Genomic DNA, 17,227 nt, shown 5'->3' on the forward strand with positions numbered 1-17,227 from the left:
GACCCCCGAGAGGGTCGCCCATTCTCTTGAGGCCGTGGGGAAATTCGAGGCGCGGGGTCCGGGGCGCAGCCCCGGGGCCCCGGAAGAGGGTGGGATGGGGACAGGGCCCGTCACAGGCCCTGCGCCCCCACTCCGCCCAGCCCGCCTCAGCGGCGCGCCACGCCCTCCGCACGGGCCGCCGCGGCCACCGCAGCGGTCACCGCCGGAGCGACCCGCTCGTCGAACGGCGACGGGATCACGTAGTCGGCAGCCAGCTCGTCCCCCACGACATCCGCCAGCGCGTTCGCCGCAGCGATCTTCATGCCCTCCGTGATCCGGGACGCACGGACCTGCAGCGCCCCCGCGAAGATCCCGGGGAAGGCGAGCACGTTGTTGATCTGGTTCGGGTAGTCGGACCGCCCCGTCGCCACGACCGCCGCGTACTTGTGCGCGATGTCGGGGTGGACCTCCGGGTCCGGGTTCGCCATGGCGAAGACGAACGCACCGGGCGCCATCGACGCGACCGCCGCCTCCGGCACCGTGCCGCCGGAGACGCCGATGAAGACGTCGGCGCCGACCAGCGCGGTCTCCAGGGACCCGGAGATACCGGCCCGGTTGGTGAGTTCCGCCAGCTCGCGCTTGACGTCCGTCAGGTCCTCGCGGTCCCGGCTGACGATGCCCCTGCGGTCGGCGACGGCGACGTCCCCGAGGCCCGCCTCCAGCAGGAACTTTGCGATGGCCACCCCGGCCGCGCCGGCGCCGGAGATGACACCGCGCAGGTCGCCGAGGGTCCGCCCGGACAGCTTCGCGGCGTTCCGCAGAGCGGCCAGCGTGACGACGGCGGTGCCGTGCTGGTCGTCGTGGAAGACCGGGATGTCCAGCCGCTCCTTGAGCTTGCGCTCGATCTCGAAGCAGCGCGGGGCCGAGATGTCCTCCAGGTTGACGCCTCCGAAGGACGGCGCGAGACGGACGACCGTCTCGACGATCTCGTCCGCGTCGGTGGTCGCAAGCGCGATCGGCACGGCGTCGACGCCGCCGAACTGCTTGAACAGGATCGCCTTGCCCTCCATCACGGGAAGGGACGCCTCCGGGCCGATGTCGCCCAGGCCGAGCACCGCGGTGCCGTCCGTCACGACGGCGACGACCTGCGACTTCCAGGTGTAGTCGTGGACCAGCTCGGGATTCTCGGCGATGGCGCTGCACACCTTGGCGACGCCGGGCGTGTAGGCGAGGGACAGGTCGTCCTTGTCACGGATCGGGACGGTGGACTGCACGGCCATCTTCCCGCCGCGGTGGAGCGCGAAGGCCGGATCGAACGGCTCCTCGACGGCGCCCTCGCTGCTGTTGTCGGTATTGCTGTCGCTGCGAGGATTGACGATCTCCGCTGCCATGGTGTTGACCCCTTAAGTCTTCAATGTTTGAGGGTGGCCACTCCTGATTGAGGAGGGGTGGGCGGGCACCACGTACGTGCCCTGCGCCGGGCGGTTGGCCCGCCCCGGCAGGGGGAGGTACGTACGCGCGGGCGCGCCGCACACGCGCCCTGGGCCCCGGATGAGGGGTGTAAACGTCTTTCTTACCGGACGGACCGCTTCACGGACGAGTCCATACCGGCGCGGTGACGTGCCTCATATTCGAAAATCTGGACAAGTCCACCAACACACGAAATATGCGCCAGCATGTGAGACACGCCGTAGATTCTCCGGCTGGAAGAAGGAAACCCCTTGGAAGGTCCGGCCTTCATGTACCGGCCTCTTGAGGTTCGGGGATCGCCCGTTACCCGATTTTGACATGACTGGCACCCTGAATGGGCTAGTCCGAATGGCAAGATGCCCCTAATCGCACGAGGCGGCGACATCCGACGATGTGTGCCAACCGCCTGGCAACTCCACCCTTACCTGCCGGAGGAACCCGATCATGACCGCACGCACCACCCGTCGCACGGCCGCAACGTCCAGGATTGCAGCGGTCTGCGCCATCGCGGTCGCCGGCACCATGCTGCTGACCGCCTGTGGCGACCAGACGAAGAGCGACGATACGAAGAAGAGCACGGACTCCTCCAAGTCCGCCGCACCGCTCGCCAACCTGCTGCCGGCCGACATCAAGGCCAAGGGCAAGATCATGGTCGGTTCCGACATCGCGTACGCGCCGGTCGAGTCCACGGACGCCTCGGGCAAGACGGTGGGCATCGACCCGGACATCGCCGAGGCCCTCGGCAAGCAGCTCGGGGTGACGTTCGAGTTCCAGAACGGCAAGTTCGCCGACCTCATCGCCGGTCTCGCGGCAAAGCGGTACGACATCGCCATGTCGGCCATGACGGACACCAAGGACCGTCAGAACGGCATCGACGGCGACACCAAGAAGAAGGTCGGCGCGGGCGTCGACTTCGTCGACTACTTCACCGCCGGTGTCTCGATCTACACCAACAAGGGCGCCGACAACGGCATCAAGACGTGGGACGACCTCTGCGGCAAGTCGATCGGCGTGCAGACCGCCACCTTCTCGCAGGACCTCGCCAAGGCCCAGGCCAAGAAGTGCACCGCGGCCGGCAAGAAGACCGTGAAGATCGAGGACTTCCCGACCAACCCCGAGGCCGAGACGCGGATGCGCTCCAAGGGCGTCGACGCGGTGTCCGCGGACTTCCCGATCGCCGCGTACTCGGTGAAGCACTCCGGCGACGGCAAGTACTTCGAGATCGTGGGCGACCAGGTCGAGGCGGGCCCGTACGGGATCGCGCTCGCCAAGGGCAACGACAAGCTGCGGGACGCCATCCAGGCCGCTCTGCAGGCGATCATCAAGAACGGTGAGTACGACAAGATCATCGCCAAGTGGGGCGTCGAGGCCGGCGCCAACCACGACGCGAAGATCAACGGTGGCTCCTGACCCGCGTTCCATACCGCTCCTCAACGGGGGAACTGAAAGGCACCATCGGTGACTGTTGACGTCAGCAAGACGGACGGCCCCGCCGACACTCCGCCGCCCGCTGCCGGACCGGAGGCCATCACGGCCGTCCCGGTCCGGCACCCGGGGCGCTATGTGTCCGCAGCCGTCGCGATCGCCCTCCTCGTGGGGATCGTGTACGCCTTCTCGCAGGGCAAGATCAACTGGGGCACCATCCCCGACTACTTCTTCAACGACCGGATCGTCACCGGCGTGTGGAAGACCCTCGAGCTGACCCTGCTCTCCATGGCCATCGGTATCGCGGGCGGTCTGCTGCTCGCCGTGATGCGGATGTCCAAGAACCCGGTGACCAGCTCCATCGCCTGGTTCTACATCTGGTTCTTCCGCGGCACGCCGGTCCTGGTCCAGCTCTTCGTCTGGTTCAACCTGGGCCTGGTCTTCGAGTACATCAACCTCGGACCGCTCTACAAGGACTACTGGGCCAGCTTCATGACGCCGCTGCTGACGGCGCTGCTGGGGCTCGGGCTCAACGAGGCCGCGTACATGGCCGAGATCTGCCGCGCCGGTCTGCTTGCGGTCGACGACGGCCAGACCGAGGCCGCCCACGCGCTCGGCATGAGCCACTCCAAGACCCTGCGCCGGATCGTGGTCCCGCAGGCGATGCGGGTGATCGTGCCGCCCACGGGCAACGAGGTCATCAACATGCTGAAGACGACCTCGCTCGTCTCGGCGGTGCAATTCCTCGATCTGTTCAAGGTGGCGCAGGACATCGGGCAGACATCGGGGTCCCCGGTGGAGATGTACTTCCTCGCCGCTGCCTGGTACTTGGTGCTGACCTCGATCTTCAGCATCGGCCAGTACTACCTGGAGCGGTATTACGCACGCGGCTCGACCCGCGCTCTGCCGCCCACCCCGCTCCAGCGACTGCGCGCCACGCTCGGCCGCCGCTCCGCCCGCTCCGAGGGAGGCATCGCATGAGCACCCACGCGATGGTGAAGGCCGAGGACGTCCACAAGTCCTACGGCAGCGTCGAGGTCCTCAAGGGCATCGACCTGGAGGTCGCCCCCCAGGAGGTCTTCTGCCTGGTCGGCCCGTCCGGCTCCGGCAAGTCGACGTTCCTGCGGTGCATCAACCACCTGGAGCAGATCAACGCCGGGCGGCTCTACGTCGACGGGCAGCTGGTGGGCTACCGCCAGAAGGGCGACAAGCTCTACGAGCTCAAGGACAGCGAGGTCGCTCTGAAGCGCCGGGACATCGGCATGGTCTTCCAGCGCTTCAACCTCTTCCCGCACATGACGGCCATCGAGAACGTCATGGAGGCACCCGTCCAGGTCAAGGGCGAGGCGAAGGCCGTCGCCCGGGCCCGCGCGGAGCAGCTCCTGGACCGGGTCGGCCTGGGCGACAAGGCGAAGAACTACCCGTCGCAGCTCTCCGGCGGCCAGCAGCAGCGGGTGGCCATCGCCCGTGCCCTGGCCATGGAGCCGAAGCTGATGCTCTTCGACGAGCCGACGTCGGCGCTCGACCCGGAGCTGGTCGGCGACGTCCTGGACGTCATGCGCGGTCTCGCGGAGGACGGTATGACGATGATCGTCGTGACCCACGAGATGGGCTTCGCCCGTGAGGTCGGCGACGCGCTGGTCTTCATGGACGACGGTGTGGTGGTCGAGTCGGGCCACCCGCGCGACGTACTGACCAACCCGCAGCACGACCGGACGAAGTCGTTCCTGTCGAAGGTGCTGTAGCGCCACGGGCATGACACGAGGGCGGTACGGACTCCGGTCCGTACCGCCCTCGCCCGTGTCCGGCGCCGGCTACTTGTGCAGCTGCAGCTCCGGGCTCAGCATCAGTGTGCGCAGCTGCGCACGGGTGAGCGGTGTGGTTGTCAGCGGCGGGCCCTGCCGCCGGCCGCTGACCAGACCGGCGCTGTCCCGGACGGCCATCATTGCGCCGTCGCCCAGGGTGAGCCGGGCCGTGAGCTCGGGTGCCCACATGGGTGTGCCGCCATCGGGGTCGGTGCGCGAGGTGCTCCAGATGGTCAGGATCCGGCCGTCCGGCAGCACCTCGCGCACACAGTCGGCCGGCGCCTTCTCGCCGTTGGTCGGGTGGCAGAGGTCGGCCTTGAGGTCCGTGCCGTCCATCTTCGCGGCGATGTACTTGCGGTCCATGGTGTGGAGGGTCAGATAGCCGACTCCCCCGTCCCTGCGGACGGAGTACTCCCCGTCCAGCGGCCCGACGGGCTTCTCCCCCTTGGCCTGCTCCGGGGTCGCGTGCTTGATGACGACGGCCAGCGAGACCTGCTCGACCAAGCCCACCCCCTCGGGCAGCAGCTTGACGAGCTTCTTGACCCGACCGCTGTCGCCGCTGTCGCCGGCCAGCCCGGGCGCGGCCGCGACCGAGGCCTGTTCCGGCTTCTCCTGCGAGGCCAGGCCCGGGACCGCGACCGCGCCGGCCGTGACCACGGCGAACGCGGCCGCCGCGACCGTGGCCCTGCGCCGCCGGCGCACCCTGGCGGCTCTGGCGTACACCACCTCGGTGCTGATGACCGGCTGCCCCGCGTGCTCGGCGGCCCGCCCCAGCAGCTCCCTGACGTCGTTCATACCAATTCCTCCGCCATCTCGGCGCGCAGCGCCGCCAACCCCCGAGCCGTGTGGCTCTTGACCGTGTTCTCCCGCATCCCGAGCAGTTCGGCCGTGGCCTCGACGCTCAGGTCGTCCCAGTAGCGCAGCACCAGAACGGCCCGCTGCTTGGCCGTGAGCCGGGCGAGGGCCGCCCGCACCGCAAGGCCGGTGTCCGTGTCGGGCTCATGGCCCACTCGGTCGGGCAGTTCGCCGTACGCCTGCTCGCGCCGCCAGAACCGGCGGCGGGCGGCGATGAAGGTGTTGACCAGGGTCTTGCGCGCATAGGCCTCGATGTTGTCGAGCCGCCCGTGATGCCGTCCGCCGAGGACGACCTTGACGAGGGTCGACTGGACCAGGTCCTCGGCCTCGTGGCGGTCGCCGCAGAGCAGATAGGCGCTGCGGAACAGTGCCGTACGTCTGCCCTCGACGAAGGCGTGCAGCACGGCATCGTCCTCGGTCCGCATCGTCGGCGCCCCCTTCCCGGGTCCGCGGGTGCGGACCGTCTCACCCTTCCAGTGCGCCGGGATGCCCGGCGGGTTGCAGCGGTTGCGAAGAAAAAACGGGGCGGTACGGACCGGAGTCCGTACCGCCCCGTCGAGCGCATGCCGCCGCTACTTCACGGCGAGCACCAGGGTGTCCGAGGGCGAGGCCCAGACGGCCCGGGCCTCGCCGAAGCCGGCGGCGCGCAGGGTGTCCGCGTGCCACTGGGCGGAGGGCATGTCGCCGTCCGCGTGCTCGCCGTAGATCTCGAACCGCTCGGCGGTCGGTCCGGCGAGGACCGGGTCCTTCGCGGCGAGCGCCCACCAGTCCGCCCAGTCCGGGACGCCCGCCTCCTTGGCGCGGTCCATGGCGGCATGGCGGTGAGCGCGCTCGGCCGCGTTGATACGGGGGGTGGTGGTGTCGATCATGCGGTCGGCGTTCATGAACACCCCGCCGTCCCTGACGAGACCACCGAGCTGCCCGTAGAGCGTGGTGAGCGGCTCGGTGTGCAGCCAGTGCAGGGCGGTGGCGGTGAGGACGGCGTCGTACGTGTCGTACGGCAGCCGCTCCACCCACTGCGGGTCCTTGAGGTCGGCCGCGACGAAGGTGACGCGCTCGTCGCCGGCGAAGGAACCGCGGGCGATGGCGAGCAGCGCGGGGTCGAGGTCGACACCGGTGCTGGTGGCTTTCGGGAACCGCTTGAGGAGCCGGTCCGTAATACTTCCCGTACCGCACGCGAGGTCGAGCACCCGTGGTTCGGGCCCCACCACGGCCTCCACCATGTCGATCATCACGCGGAACCGCTCCTCGCGGTCGGGCAGGTACCACTCCTGCTGCCGGTCCCAGCTCTGCTGCCAGGCCTGCCAGTCGGTGCCCGATGCTGTATCCGTCACAAGAATCCCTCCGATGTAATACCCTGATACCGCAACCGCCCATTACGTCGATCGCCGCACGACGACCCTAGACCGACACGGTAAGGACTACAAGTGGAACTGGCCTATTACTCGGACTATGCGGTGCGCCTGGTCAACACCGAGGAGCCGGCCCGCAACAAGGACGTCCTCACCTCCGTCGAGTCGGTCCGCGAACTGTTCGGCACCAATGCGCAGGCCGCCAGGCGCGCCACCGACGCGGATGTGACCCGTTTCCGGTCCGTACGGGCGCGGCTGCGTGCCGTCTTCGAAGCGGCCGACGGCGGCGACGAGACGCTCGCCGTCGACCTGCTGAACTCGCTGCTGCTGGAATTCCCGGTCAGCCCGCAGATCTCCGGCCACGACACCCGTGACGAGGACGGCAAGCCGGACTGGCACATGCACCTGGCGGACCACCCGTCGAACGTGACTGCCGGATACGCCGCCATCGCGGCGATGGGCCTCGCCTTCCACCTCACGTCCTACGGCGTGGACCGGCTCGGCCTGTGCGAGGCACCGCCGTGCCGCAACGCCTATCTCGACACCTCGACCAACCGGTCCCGCCGCTACTGCTCCGACCGCTGCGCGACCCGCGCCAACGTGGCTGCCTACCGGGCACGCAAACGCCTGGAGGCGGAGCGCACGGCCGACACCGTCCGCAGCGCGGTCGCCGCCCAGGCCGCCACACCGAGCACCGATCGCTGATCCTTCCTCAGCGGCCGGTAGCGGGCCCGTACCCTGGCCAGCACCAGGTCCTCGGGCACCGTCCCGTAGTCCGTACTGTCCCCGCCCGCGAACGCGTTGTCGCCCAGCACCCACCAGCCGCCCGCACGGCGCTCGGCAGCGCGCTTGACGACCAGCAGGTCCTGCTGGAAGGGATGACGCAGGATCACCACATCACCGGGACGCACCCGCGCCCCGTACTGCACGAGCAGCCAGTCCCCGTGGTAGAGCGTGGGCACCATCGAAGGCCCCGTCACCTCCACCACCTGAAAAGGCACTCGCGCCACCAGCCCGCGCGTGGGCTCCTGCGTCAGCTCCGGCCCCTCCGGCATCTCCGGCACCTCCCCGGTCCGTTCAGTACACCGTCCCGCATACCGTTCCGTACATTCGGCCACTGGTCCCATCCTCGCCCCGGACTTTTGGCCTAAGCCCCTGGGGCCCCCACAAAAACACGTCTCCCACGGAGTAATGTCCCACCTGAGAAGACGATCACGAGGAAGGACAGCTCAATGCTTTCCCGCCTGTTTGCCCCCAAGGTGAAGGTCAGCGCCCACTGCGACCTGCCCTGCGGCGTGTACGACCCGGCCCAGGCCCGCATCGAGGCGGAGTCCGTCAAGGCCGTCCAGGAGAAGTTCCAGGCCAACGAGGACCCGCACTTCCGGGCCCGCGCGGTGGTCATCAAGGAGCAGCGCGCCGAGCTGGCGAAGCACCACATCTCGGTGCTGTGGAGCGACTACTTCAAGCCCCCGCACTTCGAGAAGTACCCGGAGCTGCACCAGCTGGTCAACGACGCCCTGAAGGCGCTGTCGGCCGCGAAGGCCTCCACGGACCCGGCGACGGGCCAGAAGGCGCTGGACTACATCGCCGAGATCGACAAGATCTTCTGGGAGACCAAGAAGGCTTGATCACCGCTCGCGAGCGGTGCGGCCTGCACGGCAGGCCGGAGCGGCAGAAGGAAGGGTCCGACCGGTCTCGCCGGCCGGGCCCTTCCTTGCACGGACGTCGGGGAAGCCCCAGTGCGGTCGTCTCCGCAGGTCTTTACCGGGACGCCGGCGGCCGGGGCGGACGGCGGACCGTCCCCCGGCCGGCCGCTCAGCCCCCGCCGGATACCGCGTCACCCTGCACATGAACTCGGGGGTCAGGTGAGGTGACATCGGCTCGTTCCGGCCACAGCCGGGAGCGGGACGACGGGCGGGCCTCCATATCCGGCCGCGCTGCCATGGTCCAGCCAGGAGTCCTGCGGGAACACACGCCGGCGGAGGTCGTGACCGGTCCGGGGAAACGCGCACCCGTCGGCGAGGCGAGCGGCCCGGGGGCGGCCGAGGCGTGGGACGCCGTCACCGGTGTCTTCGCAGCCGCGCCGCCCAGGCGTGGCCGGCGCCGTACGCCAGGGTGATGGTCTCGGTCAGCCAGGCACGCTGGTCGGCGGTCAGGACCGGCAGCGCCGTCGTGAAGTCCTCCTCGTCCTTGGGGCGACGGGACTTCGCCTTGTACAACAGCTGCACCTGCAGGGCCAGATACGGGATGCCGTCCGCCGAGACCCGGCCCAGCCGGTCGAGCGGGAGGCGGATGCGGGTGTCGCGGCGGAAGGCCCAGTCCGCGCCGTCCGCCTCGTCGAGCATGACCTGGATGCGCCAGGGCTCGTCGCGGCCCGGCCGGCACCAGATGTCGTGGACCGTGGGCGGCAGGATCTCGCCGGGGAGCCAGGGGCGCAGGGTTCCGGGCGGGTCGGCGGCCCACCACTCCCAGCCGGCGAGCACCTGCTGGGCGGTGAGCTGGTCGCGGCGGAGCAGTGTGACGTCGATGTCGGAGTGGTTCCGGAAGGCGTGGCCGACGGCCAGTTCGACCGCGTACCCGCCCGCGATCCACCACGGGGTGCGCAGCGGGGCGAAGCGGTCGGCGACCTCGGCGAGCGGGGCCGGGGCCCAGGGACCCCAGGGTGTTTCGGTGCGCACGGCCGTCGCCGCATCCCTTCGGTTCGGGGGGCGGGCGGCCGGCCTGTTCGTCCGCCGGCCGCGCCGCCCGAAGGTCAGTCGGCCTTCAGCAGGTGCCGGTAGCTGTCCGGATTCTCGCTCAGGTAAGTGGCGAGGGTCTTTGCCGGACGGCCGGTGAGGCGCGTCACCGCGTCCGAGACCGTGGCCATCTCACCGGCGGCGATCGCCTCGTACGACGTGACCCAGCCGGCGACCTCCCACTCCTCGGCGCCGTACTGCGCCCGTGAGGCGTAGGCCTCCTCCCGGGTCTCCGGATGGTAGGTGACGGTGCGTCCGGTGGCGCGGCTCAGTTCCTCGGCCGCCTCGGCAAGGGTGAACGCCTGAGGTCCCGTGAGGTCGTACGTCACGCTGTCGTGGCGGGTGTCGCCCTCGGTGTCCGCCAGCAGGACGGTCGTCGCCGCGTCCGCGATGTCCTCGTGCGCCACCGCCGCCACCCGGCCGTCGCCGGCCGGGCCGCGCAGCACCCCGTCGGTCCCGGCCATCGCGGGGATACCGGCGAGGTAGAGGCTGTCCCGCAGGAAGGTGTGACGCACACCGGAGACACGGATGTGCGCCTCGGTGTGCCAGTGGTCGCGGGCGTACATGAACGTGGCGTCCGGCGCGGCGCCCAGGAACGACACGTACACGATGCGCTCGACATGGGCGGCGACCGCCGCGTCCACGGCGGTGGTGTGCTCGCGCACCCGGTCGGGGCCCTCGTGCGCCGAGACGAGGAGCAGCGTGTGCGCCCCGGCCAGGGCCAGGCGCATGGCTTCCGCGTCGCCGTACGCGGCGGGCGGCGCGGCGACCGTACCCGGCAGGTCCGGCAGCCGGGACGGGTCGCGGGCCAGGAGCCGTACGGGGACACCGGCGCGCGCGAGCCGCTGGGCGACACGGCCGCCGACCGCGCCGGTCGCGCCGGTGACCGCGATGATCGGGGCGTCCGTGACCGCGGTGGTGCCGCCGGTGCCGGTGGGGGGTGTGGCGTTCATGCGGGGTCGCCTTCCTTGCGCAGCCAGGGACGCACCTCCACGACCGCGTCCACCGGGACGGGGCCGTAGATGTGCGGGAATTCCTCGCCCCCGGGTACGAGGGCCTCGTACCGCACGGGTGCCGAGAGCCGTGCTGGGTCGATGACGAGGACCACCAGGTCCGCCGGGCCCTCGGCACCGGCCGTGGTCCCGGAGCCGTACAGCATCTCGGCCACGCCCGGGAGCTGGTGCGGCAGCGAGCAGTGGATGAAGCCCTCTTCCTGCAGGGTGCGGCCGCGGGTGGACATGTCGTACGTCCCGGTCCCGCGGGCCGCCTCCCACAGAGGGCCTTCGGTGATGTGCAGCAGCAGTGCTTCGGCCATGGGGCCCAAACTAGACCCCGCGAGCCCTGCTCGGCCCGAACGAAAGGCCCCGGGGGCACGGCAGTCGCCGTCCGGAGGCGATGGTCCGGTCGCCACCCGCCGTCGGGTGGGCGGTGCCGGTCTGCGGCGGGATGCGCGGTCCGCCGCCGGTGACACCGTCGTGGTGGATCCGCGAGACGCCCTCGAACTGGTTCATGTCGAACCGGCCGAGGGCGACGATCTCCCTCGTGGCCTCCGCGACGGCCTCCCTGGCCAGGGAGTCGCCACGGGCGATGATGTCGGTGCCGAGACCGTCGGGCAGCGCTACTGCGCGGGGCGCGAAGCCGCCCACGATGGCCGCCGCGGCCGTCAGCGTCACCGCCACCCTGATCCCTGTGCCATGCCGGTGCATATAAGTTCTCATAGCGCGCAATATGTAGCTTTACGTACGATCTCTCGGGCACGCCACGCCGGATGGGGCCGGACGGGATCGGAGACATGTCCCCGGCCGCCCGACGACCGGGCCCGGGACCACACGGGGAAGGACTCCTCGCGCGGGGCGGAATCGTGGCGCCGGGTACGGGTCACGAAGGACGACGCGTCGCGGGTGAACCCCCGCCCCCGCTTGATGCGCCGGCAGCGAACGGCCCCGGCCCGGCCGCTTCTTCGGCGGAAGCTGGGTCCAGCGGCCCGGGGTGAACCGGGTCCTCCCATGGAGGTGCGCGCACCATGAGCAAGCGTCCGGAAACGCTGTACCAGGCCATCGGCGGTGTCGACGTGCTCCGCCGGCTGAGCAACACCTTCTACGACGAGGCGCTGGCGGATCCGCTGCTCGCCCCCGTCTTCGCGGACTTCACGCCGACCCACATCGAGCATGTCGCCGTCTGGCTGGCCGAGATCTTCGACGGGCCCGCCGAGTACAGCAGGAGACTCGGCGGCCATCAGGCCCTGTTGCGCTCCCACCTCGGCCTGTCGATCACCGAGCCGCAGCGGCTGCGCTGGATGGAGTTGATGGGGGCCTCGGTCGGCAAGGAGCTGCCGGACGACGAGCTGCTGCGCCGCCGTGTCATGGAGTACTTCGACTGGGGCACCAGGATCGCGCTCGATGTCTCGGCGGCCCCGGCCGGCACGGACCTCGGCGACCCCGGTCCGACACCGCGCTGGGGGTGGGAGGGTCTGCGCTGAGGGCGGGCGGCCCACCGGCCGGTGGACGCCGAGGGGCCGACGCGGTTCGATCGGCCCCTCGTCACGGAGCTGTTGACAACGGCGGAGCACGGCGTGCACCCGGATGCACAACGCGTCGGCGAGGACCCGGGCGGCGCGCGGCCGCTCGCCCCGGGGCCATCGCCCCCGTCGGCGACGGCGCGGGGCACGGAAACCGCCGGACGGGGGCCACGCACCCTGCCGTCGTGGCCGTCAGGAGCGTCGCGTCCTCAAGACTGCCGGTGCGTTCAGGCCAGTTCGAGCGGGAAGGCGCCGCGGTGTCCGGTGCCCGCACCCTCCGCGGGGCGGGCCTCGAACTCGCGGCAGCTCCAGATCTCCTGGACGAACCCGGTCCGCCGGTCCCACAGATCCAGCACGTCGTCCTCGCCCGACGCCCCGCGGTAGGCATCCTTCGCACCCCGGAAGCAGGCGAGGCCGCCGGACAGCCCGCGGCCGGGCGTCGCCGGGAAGTAGTCCGAGAACGCGCAGGCGATGCAGGTCTGCAACCGGACTCCGGGCGGGAGGGTGCGCTGGATCGTGGCGAGCGCGGTGGCGAAGTCGGTCTCGGCCCGGCGCGAGCCGTAGACCGCGCCGCCGAAGTGCAGCTCCAGGTGGAGATCGGCCTCGGGGCGGCGCAGCGACAGCAGGCAGCCGAGCGTGGCCTGGTGGACCGCGCCGTCCACGACGACCGGGAGCGGCAGGTCCCACTCCAGTACGCAGTCGGTGAGCGCACCGTCCGCCAGGGCGACCATTCCGCTTTCCGGCGGCATGCCTGCCACCGGGGCGAGATCGTCGAAGCTTTCGCCCTCGAAGTCGATGCCCCTGATCCGGATGCGGAGCTGCTGTCCGTCGGTGGTGAGGATGACGGACTCGGAACCCTGCCGGTCCCGGTACCACCCTGCCCATGACTCGTCTGTCATGGGCACGGACTGTAGCCCCTTCCCGCAGCCGTCCCCCTGCCGCCCTCCACTTCGCTGCCGCGGGCGTGGTGGGCTCAGGCCGCCTGCGGCTCTCGCCACATGGGCCACATCGGCGGGCCGTCGGGGAGATCGACGGTGGTGCCCATGAAGGCGAAGCCGAGCCGTTCGTACAGCCGCCGGCTGCGGGCGCTGCTCGCCTCCAGGTAGGCGGGCACGCCGTCGCGGTCGCAGCGCTCCAGCACATCGGCGATCAGGGCCGCTCCGATCCCCTCCCCCTGGCGCTCCGGGGAGACCCCGATCATGAGCAGGTACTCATGCGCCCGGTGGTGCGGGTGGATCGCGCCCGTGAGCCTTCCGACCAGCTCGGCCCGCTCGTTGTCGGGGTCCGCGGTCGCCCGCATCAGCGCGGGGGTGGTGTCCTCCTCGACGGGTGCGCCGGCGGGCACGGGCAGCCACAGGGCCACGGCCGTGCCGTCCTCCAGCAGATCGATACGGCCTTCGGTGAGCGTGACGTCCACGAAGACGCCGAGGAACCTTCCGTGCACGGCACGGCGGTGCGTCGAGTCCGGGAAGACCCAGCTGCTGACCGGGTCGTCGTGGAACGCCTCGTCCAGCAGCCGCACGACCTGTTCCCGGTCTGCCGCATCCGCCTGCCGTATCCGTACGCCCATGCCCGGCTCCCGCTCTCGCTCGTACCACCTCAACCGACGTACAGGATCCTAGAGTTGACGGCGTACGGGTTGCGCGGGAGCCGGTCACTTCTGCTGTCCTCCTCCCTTCTCTCAGTGCGTCCGGCGGGTGACGAACTCCGCCAGGGCCAGCAGATCGCCCGCCGCGGAGAGATCGGGTACCGCCTGGGACAGATGGTGGACCGCGCGGGCCATCCGGTCGGCCGCGCAGACCTGCGCCCAGTCGCGGCCGCCGGCCCGGTCGACGGCGTCGGCGGCGCGGCTCACCTCGCCGGCTGTGCGCAGGGAACCCCGGTAGAGCGCATCGAGTTCGGTGGCTGCCGGGGTGCGGGAGGTGAGCGCGGCGACCACCGGAAGGGACTTCTTGTGGGCGGTCAGATCCGCCCCGACCGGCTTCCCGGTCTGCACCGGGTCCCCCCAGATGCCGATCAGATCGTCGATCAGCTGGAAGGCCAGACCCGCCTCCCGGCCGAAGCCGTCCATCGCGCCGACCGACCGCTCGTCCACGCCCGCGTACAGTGCGCCGAGCGCGCAGGCGCAGCCGAGGAGCGCGCCGGTCTTGGCGGTGGCCATGGCAAGGCACTCGTCGAGCGAGACCTCGTCCGGGCCGCGTTCCTCGAAGGAGCAGTCGGCCTGCTGACCCGCGCAGAGCTCGATGACGCAGTGCGCAAGCCGGGCGGAGGCGCGGGCCGACGCCTGTCGGGTGTCCTCGGCGAGCAGCCGGTGGGCCAGGGCGAGTATGGCGTCACCCGCGATGACGGCGGCCGGGACGCCGAACACGGTCCAGGCGGTGGGCCGGTGCCTGCGGGTCCGGTCCTCGTCGATGACGTCGTCGTGCAGGAGGCTGAAGTTGTGGACCAGTTCCACGGCCACGGCCGCACGCACCGCCTGCTCCGGGTCGCCGCCGACCGCCCGGGTCGCGGCGAGGACGAGCGCGGGCCTGATCGCCTTGCCGGCCTGCCCGGCGGTCGCGGTTCCGTCCGCCCGCTCCCAGCCGAAGTGGTACATCGCGACGCGCCGGATGGATCCGGGCAGCGACTCGACGGCGGCGCGCAGTTGGGGATCGACAAGGTTCCGGGTGCGCTCCAGGAGCGCGACGGCCTCGTGGCCTTCGGTGGCCGCGGTGTCCGTACTGGTCGTCATGGTCACAATCGCTCCCTCAGGTCGCCCGGGCCCGGCAGTGACCGGCCGGGTCCCCCGGTCCGGAGCACCCCCGGGCCGGGGGTGCGGGTGGTTCGGCGAGTGGACGCCTCCACGGGGGCGCCGCCCGGGCACCGGGGACCGGACGTCCCGGGCCGGAGGCATGGCCGGTGCGGGCGCCCGGTCCGAGGCGTCGGAGGGCGGTGGGCGCCGCTGCCGTGGCGGCGCCCACCTCTCCCGGGGGGTCAGCGCCAGCGGCTGACCTCGACGTTCTCCAGGACCCCCAGGGCGTCCGGTACCAGCACGGCCGCCGAGTAGTAGGCCGTCACCAGGTAGGAGATGATCGCCTGCTCGTCGATGCCCATGAAGCGGACCGACAGGCTGGGCTCGATCTCGTCGGGGATGCCGGTCTGCTGGAGTCCGACGACGCCCTGCTCGGCCTCGCCGGTTCGCATGCAGATGATCGACGTGGTGCGGGCTTCGGTGACCGGGATCTTGTTCGACGGGAAGATCGGCACGCCGCGCCAGGCCGGCACATGATGACCGCCGATCTCCACGCTCTGCGGCACCAGGCCGCGCTTGCTGCACTCGCGGCCGAAGGCGGCGATGGCCCGCGGGTGGGCGAGGAACAGCTTCGATCCGCGGCGGCGCGACAGCAGTTCGTCCATGTCGTCGGGGCCGGGCACGCCGTCGTGCGGCTGGAGGCGCTGCTCGTAGTCGCAGTTGTTGAGCAGACCGAACTCGCGATTGTTGATCAGTTCGTGCTCCTGGCGCTCGCGGAGCGCCTCCACCGTGAGCCGCAGCTGCTGCTCGGTCTGGTTCATCGGCTGGTTGTAGAGGTCGGCGACCCGGCTGTGGACCTTGAGCACGGTCTGGGCGACGCTCAACTCGTACTCGCGCGGCGCCGATTCGTAGTCGACGAAGGTGTGCGGGACGACGGCCTCGCCGACATGGCCGGCCGAGAGGTCGATCTCCGCCTCGCCGTACTTGTTGGTGCGCTGGTGCGGAATGCTGAGCAGTCCGGCGAGATGCGCGCGCAGCGAGTCCGCCCGCTCGGCGAGGTTGAGCACATCCGCCCGCCTCAGCGTCAGCACCGTGCACGCGGTGACGGCACGGGCCGTGTACTCCCAGACGGCGTCTCCCTCGATCAGGGAGTGATCACCGAAATAGGCCCCGTCGGCGTGCACCCCGAGCACCGTCTCGTCGCCGTAGGGGCCGGTGCCGACCTTCTCGACCTTGCCGTGGGCCAGCAGGAAGACCCGGTCCGCCGACTCCCCCGATGCGGCGATCACCTGCCCCGCGGCGATCTCGCGCTGCTCGCACCGCCTGGCGAGCTCGCCGAGCACTTCCTCGTCGCCGAAGTCCCGCAGGGCGGGCAGTTCGCCGAGCTCCGCGGGGATCACCGTGACCCGGTCGCCGGTCTGCACGAAGGTCACCCGGCCGTCTCCGACCGAGTAGCTCAGCCGGCGGTTCACCCGGTAGGTGCCGCCCTGCACCTGCACCCATGGAAGCATGCGCAGCAGCCACCGCGAGGTGATCTCCTGCATCTGCGGAGCGGACTTGGTGGTCGTCGCGAGGTTCCGCGCAGCCGCCGTGCCCAGACTCTGCTGCGGCGGTGTCTGCGTGTTCTGAACCTCTTCACCAACGGACATCTGACGCCCTCCCGATCATCGGCTGACCTGCGACAAGAAGCCTTTCAGCGCGGGGACACGGCACGCCATTACACGAAAGAGTGTGACTAATCGGGCTTTTCACTGGGCACGACGCCGGGCGACGTCCAGGCGGCCAGATAATTTGCATACTCGATGCAAGTTATCTACGGTGAGCGTCATGCGGCTGACGAGATTCACCGACGTGGCGCTGCGCGTACTGATGCGCCTGGCCGTCGTGACGGACGAGGATCCGCCGACCACCCGGGAGGTGGCGGCGACCATGCAGGTGCCGTACACCCACGCGGCGAAGGTGGTCGCCCGGCTCCAGCACCTCGGCCTGGTCGAGGCGCGCCGCGGCCGCGGCGGCGGGCTCACGCTCACCGGAACCGGCCGGTCCGCCTCGATCGGCGGACTCGTCCGCGAGCTCGAAGGGCCGGGCGACGTCGTCGAGTGCGAAGGCAGCACCCCCTGCCCGCTGCGCTCGGCCTGCCGGCTGCGCGGTGCGCTGCACCGGGCACAGGAGGCCTTCTACGCCTCGCTCGACCCGATCACCGTCGCCGACCTCGTCACCTCTCCCACCGGTCCGCTGCTGATCGGCATCAGCGGCGGGCGCCCTGCCACCGACTGATCCCCTCCCGGAACGGGACCACTCCCGCACCGGGGCCGCGCACCACCAAAAAATACGCATCTCAGATACCAATTCAATTC

The 17,227-nt window shown here is 70.6% G+C and carries 20 protein-coding genes; 7 read left to right on the forward strand and 13 right to left on the reverse strand.

The genetic code is table 11. The features are described 5' to 3' along the window. Positions 1-146 precede the first annotated feature (146 nt). Positions 147-1,370, reverse strand: coding sequence for an NAD(P)-dependent malic enzyme (locus OG878_RS14120; RefSeq protein WP_328887128.1), 1,224 nt, complete (start codon positions 1,368-1,370; stop codon positions 147-149). Between the two features lie 523 nt (positions 1,371-1,893). On the opposite strand from OG878_RS14120, the gene OG878_RS14125 reads away from it, so the two are divergent. From OG878_RS14125 to OG878_RS14135, 3 genes are read left to right on the forward strand one after another with little or no spacing between them, the layout of a single operon-like run. Continuing rightward, on the forward strand, positions 1,894-2,859 hold the full coding sequence (locus OG878_RS14125) for an ABC transporter substrate-binding protein (RefSeq protein WP_328887129.1): 966 nt from the start codon (positions 1,894-1,896) through the stop codon (positions 2,857-2,859). A gap of 48 nt (positions 2,860-2,907) precedes the next feature. Next, positions 2,908-3,855: an amino acid ABC transporter permease gene (locus OG878_RS14130; protein ID WP_328887130.1), complete on the forward strand. Its 948-nt coding sequence runs from the start codon at positions 2,908-2,910 to the stop codon at positions 3,853-3,855. Continuing rightward, on the forward strand, positions 3,852-4,619 hold the full coding sequence (locus OG878_RS14135; RefSeq protein WP_328887131.1) for an amino acid ABC transporter ATP-binding protein: 768 nt from the start codon (positions 3,852-3,854) through the stop codon (positions 4,617-4,619). Before OG878_RS14130 ends, OG878_RS14135 begins: the two co-directional genes overlap by 4 nt. Before the next feature lie 69 nt (positions 4,620-4,688). Here OG878_RS14135 and OG878_RS14140 read toward each other — a convergent pair whose 3' ends face one another. From OG878_RS14140 to OG878_RS14150, 3 genes are all read right to left on the reverse strand, one after another. Further along, positions 4,689-5,474 (reverse strand): hypothetical protein, encoded by a 786-nt coding sequence (locus OG878_RS14140; RefSeq protein WP_328887132.1) that lies wholly within the window; start codon positions 5,472-5,474, stop codon positions 4,689-4,691. Continuing rightward, complete coding sequence (locus tag OG878_RS14145) at positions 5,471-5,959, reverse strand: SigE family RNA polymerase sigma factor (protein WP_328887133.1); 489 nt, start codon at positions 5,957-5,959, stop codon at positions 5,471-5,473. The genes OG878_RS14140 and OG878_RS14145 overlap by 4 nt, the downstream gene beginning before the upstream one ends. Positions 5,960-6,106: 147 nt before the next feature. Continuing rightward, a complete protein-coding gene (locus OG878_RS14150; RefSeq protein WP_443049254.1) occupies positions 6,107-6,874 on the reverse strand; it encodes a class I SAM-dependent methyltransferase in 768 nt (255 codons plus the stop codon). 87 nt (positions 6,875-6,961) lie between these two features. Between OG878_RS14150 and OG878_RS14155 the strand changes: the two genes are divergently transcribed. Further along, positions 6,962-7,591, forward strand: a complete 630-nt coding sequence (locus OG878_RS14155) for a CGNR zinc finger domain-containing protein (RefSeq protein WP_328887135.1) — start codon at positions 6,962-6,964, stop codon at positions 7,589-7,591. Here OG878_RS14155 and sodX read toward each other — a convergent pair. Further along, the gene (gene sodX, locus OG878_RS14160; RefSeq protein WP_328887136.1) at positions 7,495-7,941 is read right to left on the reverse strand and encodes a nickel-type superoxide dismutase maturation protease; all 447 of its coding nucleotides are present in this window, start codon (positions 7,939-7,941) and stop codon (positions 7,495-7,497) included. The two genes, OG878_RS14155 and sodX, sit on opposite strands and share 97 nt — an antisense overlap. A 177-nt stretch (positions 7,942-8,118) precedes the next feature. Here sodX and sodN point away from each other — a divergent pair, with 177 nt between their 5' ends. Continuing rightward, on the forward strand, positions 8,119-8,514 hold the full coding sequence (gene sodN, locus OG878_RS14165) for a superoxide dismutase, Ni (protein WP_267001973.1): 396 nt from the start codon (positions 8,119-8,121) through the stop codon (positions 8,512-8,514). A 432-nt stretch (positions 8,515-8,946) separates the two neighbouring features. Here sodN and OG878_RS14170 read toward each other — a convergent pair whose 3' ends face one another. From OG878_RS14170 to OG878_RS14185, 4 genes are all read right to left on the reverse strand, one after another. Beyond that, the gene (locus tag OG878_RS14170) at positions 8,947-9,564 is read right to left on the reverse strand and encodes a nucleotidyltransferase domain-containing protein (RefSeq protein ID WP_328887137.1); all 618 of its coding nucleotides are present in this window, start codon (positions 9,562-9,564) and stop codon (positions 8,947-8,949) included. Between the two features lie 74 nt (positions 9,565-9,638). After that, positions 9,639-10,574: an NAD(P)H-binding protein gene (locus OG878_RS14175; RefSeq protein ID WP_328887138.1), complete on the reverse strand. Its 936-nt coding sequence runs from the start codon at positions 10,572-10,574 to the stop codon at positions 9,639-9,641. Further along, positions 10,571-10,936, reverse strand: a complete 366-nt coding sequence (locus tag OG878_RS14180) for a DUF952 domain-containing protein (RefSeq protein ID WP_328887139.1) — start codon at positions 10,934-10,936, stop codon at positions 10,571-10,573. The genes OG878_RS14175 and OG878_RS14180 overlap by 4 nt, the downstream gene beginning before the upstream one ends. Before the next feature lie 10 nt (positions 10,937-10,946). Next, positions 10,947-11,339 (reverse strand): hypothetical protein, encoded by a 393-nt coding sequence (locus OG878_RS14185; RefSeq protein ID WP_328887140.1) that lies wholly within the window; start codon positions 11,337-11,339, stop codon positions 10,947-10,949. A 305-nt stretch (positions 11,340-11,644) separates the two neighbouring features. Between OG878_RS14185 and OG878_RS14190 the strand changes: the two genes are divergently transcribed. Beyond that, on the forward strand, positions 11,645-12,100 hold the full coding sequence (locus OG878_RS14190) for a group II truncated hemoglobin (protein WP_328887141.1): 456 nt from the start codon (positions 11,645-11,647) through the stop codon (positions 12,098-12,100). Positions 12,101-12,366: 266 nt separating this feature from the next. Here OG878_RS14190 and OG878_RS14195 read toward each other — a convergent pair whose 3' ends face one another. The 4 genes from OG878_RS14195 to OG878_RS14210 all read right to left on the reverse strand — a co-directional run bounded on the left by OG878_RS14195 (position 12,367) and on the right by OG878_RS14210 (position 16,519). Beyond that, positions 12,367-13,038 (reverse strand): DUF6304 family protein, encoded by a 672-nt coding sequence (locus OG878_RS14195; protein WP_328887142.1) that lies wholly within the window; start codon positions 13,036-13,038, stop codon positions 12,367-12,369. A gap of 74 nt (positions 13,039-13,112) precedes the next feature. Then, on the reverse strand, positions 13,113-13,709 hold the full coding sequence (locus tag OG878_RS14200; protein ID WP_328887143.1) for a GNAT family N-acetyltransferase: 597 nt from the start codon (positions 13,707-13,709) through the stop codon (positions 13,113-13,115). A 111-nt stretch (positions 13,710-13,820) separates the two neighbouring features. After that, positions 13,821-14,870, reverse strand: a complete 1,050-nt coding sequence (locus OG878_RS14205) for a family 2 encapsulin nanocompartment cargo protein polyprenyl transferase (protein WP_328887144.1) — start codon at positions 14,868-14,870, stop codon at positions 13,821-13,823. Positions 14,871-15,112: 242 nt separating this feature from the next. Continuing rightward, positions 15,113-16,519 carry a family 2B encapsulin nanocompartment shell protein gene (locus tag OG878_RS14210; RefSeq protein WP_328887145.1) on the reverse strand — a complete coding sequence of 469 codons (1,407 nt, stop codon included), beginning with the start codon at positions 16,517-16,519 and terminating at the stop codon, positions 15,113-15,115. A gap of 178 nt (positions 16,520-16,697) precedes the next feature. On the opposite strand from OG878_RS14210, the gene OG878_RS14215 reads away from it, so the two are divergent. After that, positions 16,698-17,147, forward strand: coding sequence for an RrF2 family transcriptional regulator (locus OG878_RS14215; protein ID WP_328887146.1), 450 nt, complete (start codon positions 16,698-16,700; stop codon positions 17,145-17,147). The last annotated feature ends 80 nt before the right edge of the window (positions 17,148-17,227 follow it).

Source organism: Streptomyces sp. NBC_00316, assembly GCF_036158715.1.
In the GTDB taxonomy this organism is placed as follows: domain Bacteria; phylum Actinomycetota; class Actinomycetes; order Streptomycetales; family Streptomycetaceae; genus Streptomyces.

Excerpts from the sequence above, each read along its gene's own strand:
- OG878_RS14120 (WP_328887128.1), bottom strand. The coding sequence starts at position 1,370 with ATGGCAGCGGAGATCGTCAATCCTCGCAGCGACAGCAATACCGACAAC.
- OG878_RS14125 (WP_328887129.1), top strand. The coding sequence starts at position 1,894 with ATGACCGCACGCACCACCCGTCGCACGGCCGCAACGTCCAGGATTGCA.
- OG878_RS14135 (WP_328887131.1), top strand. The coding sequence starts at position 3,852 with ATGAGCACCCACGCGATGGTGAAGGCCGAGGACGTCCACAAGTCCTAC.
- OG878_RS14140 (WP_328887132.1), bottom strand. The coding sequence starts at position 5,474 with ATGAACGACGTCAGGGAGCTGCTGGGGCGGGCCGCCGAGCACGCGGGG.
- OG878_RS14145 (WP_328887133.1), bottom strand. The coding sequence starts at position 5,959 with ATGCGGACCGAGGACGATGCCGTGCTGCACGCCTTCGTCGAGGGCAGA.
- sodX (WP_328887136.1), bottom strand. The coding sequence starts at position 7,941 with ATGCCGGAGGGGCCGGAGCTGACGCAGGAGCCCACGCGCGGGCTGGTG.
- sodN (WP_267001973.1), top strand. The coding sequence starts at position 8,119 with ATGCTTTCCCGCCTGTTTGCCCCCAAGGTGAAGGTCAGCGCCCACTGC.
- OG878_RS14175 (WP_328887138.1), bottom strand. The coding sequence starts at position 10,574 with ATGAACGCCACACCCCCCACCGGCACCGGCGGCACCACCGCGGTCACG.
- OG878_RS14180 (WP_328887139.1), bottom strand. The coding sequence starts at position 10,936 with ATGGCCGAAGCACTGCTGCTGCACATCACCGAAGGCCCTCTGTGGGAG.
- OG878_RS14185 (WP_328887140.1), bottom strand. The coding sequence starts at position 11,339 with ATGAGAACTTATATGCACCGGCATGGCACAGGGATCAGGGTGGCGGTG.
- OG878_RS14190 (WP_328887141.1), top strand. The coding sequence starts at position 11,645 with ATGAGCAAGCGTCCGGAAACGCTGTACCAGGCCATCGGCGGTGTCGAC.
- OG878_RS14195 (WP_328887142.1), bottom strand. The coding sequence starts at position 13,038 with ATGACAGACGAGTCATGGGCAGGGTGGTACCGGGACCGGCAGGGTTCC.
- OG878_RS14200 (WP_328887143.1), bottom strand. The coding sequence starts at position 13,709 with ATGGGCGTACGGATACGGCAGGCGGATGCGGCAGACCGGGAACAGGTC.
- OG878_RS14205 (WP_328887144.1), bottom strand. The coding sequence starts at position 14,870 with ATGACGACCAGTACGGACACCGCGGCCACCGAAGGCCACGAGGCCGTC.
- OG878_RS14210 (WP_328887145.1), bottom strand. The coding sequence starts at position 16,519 with ATGTCCGTTGGTGAAGAGGTTCAGAACACGCAGACACCGCCGCAGCAG.
- OG878_RS14215 (WP_328887146.1), top strand. The coding sequence starts at position 16,698 with ATGCGGCTGACGAGATTCACCGACGTGGCGCTGCGCGTACTGATGCGC.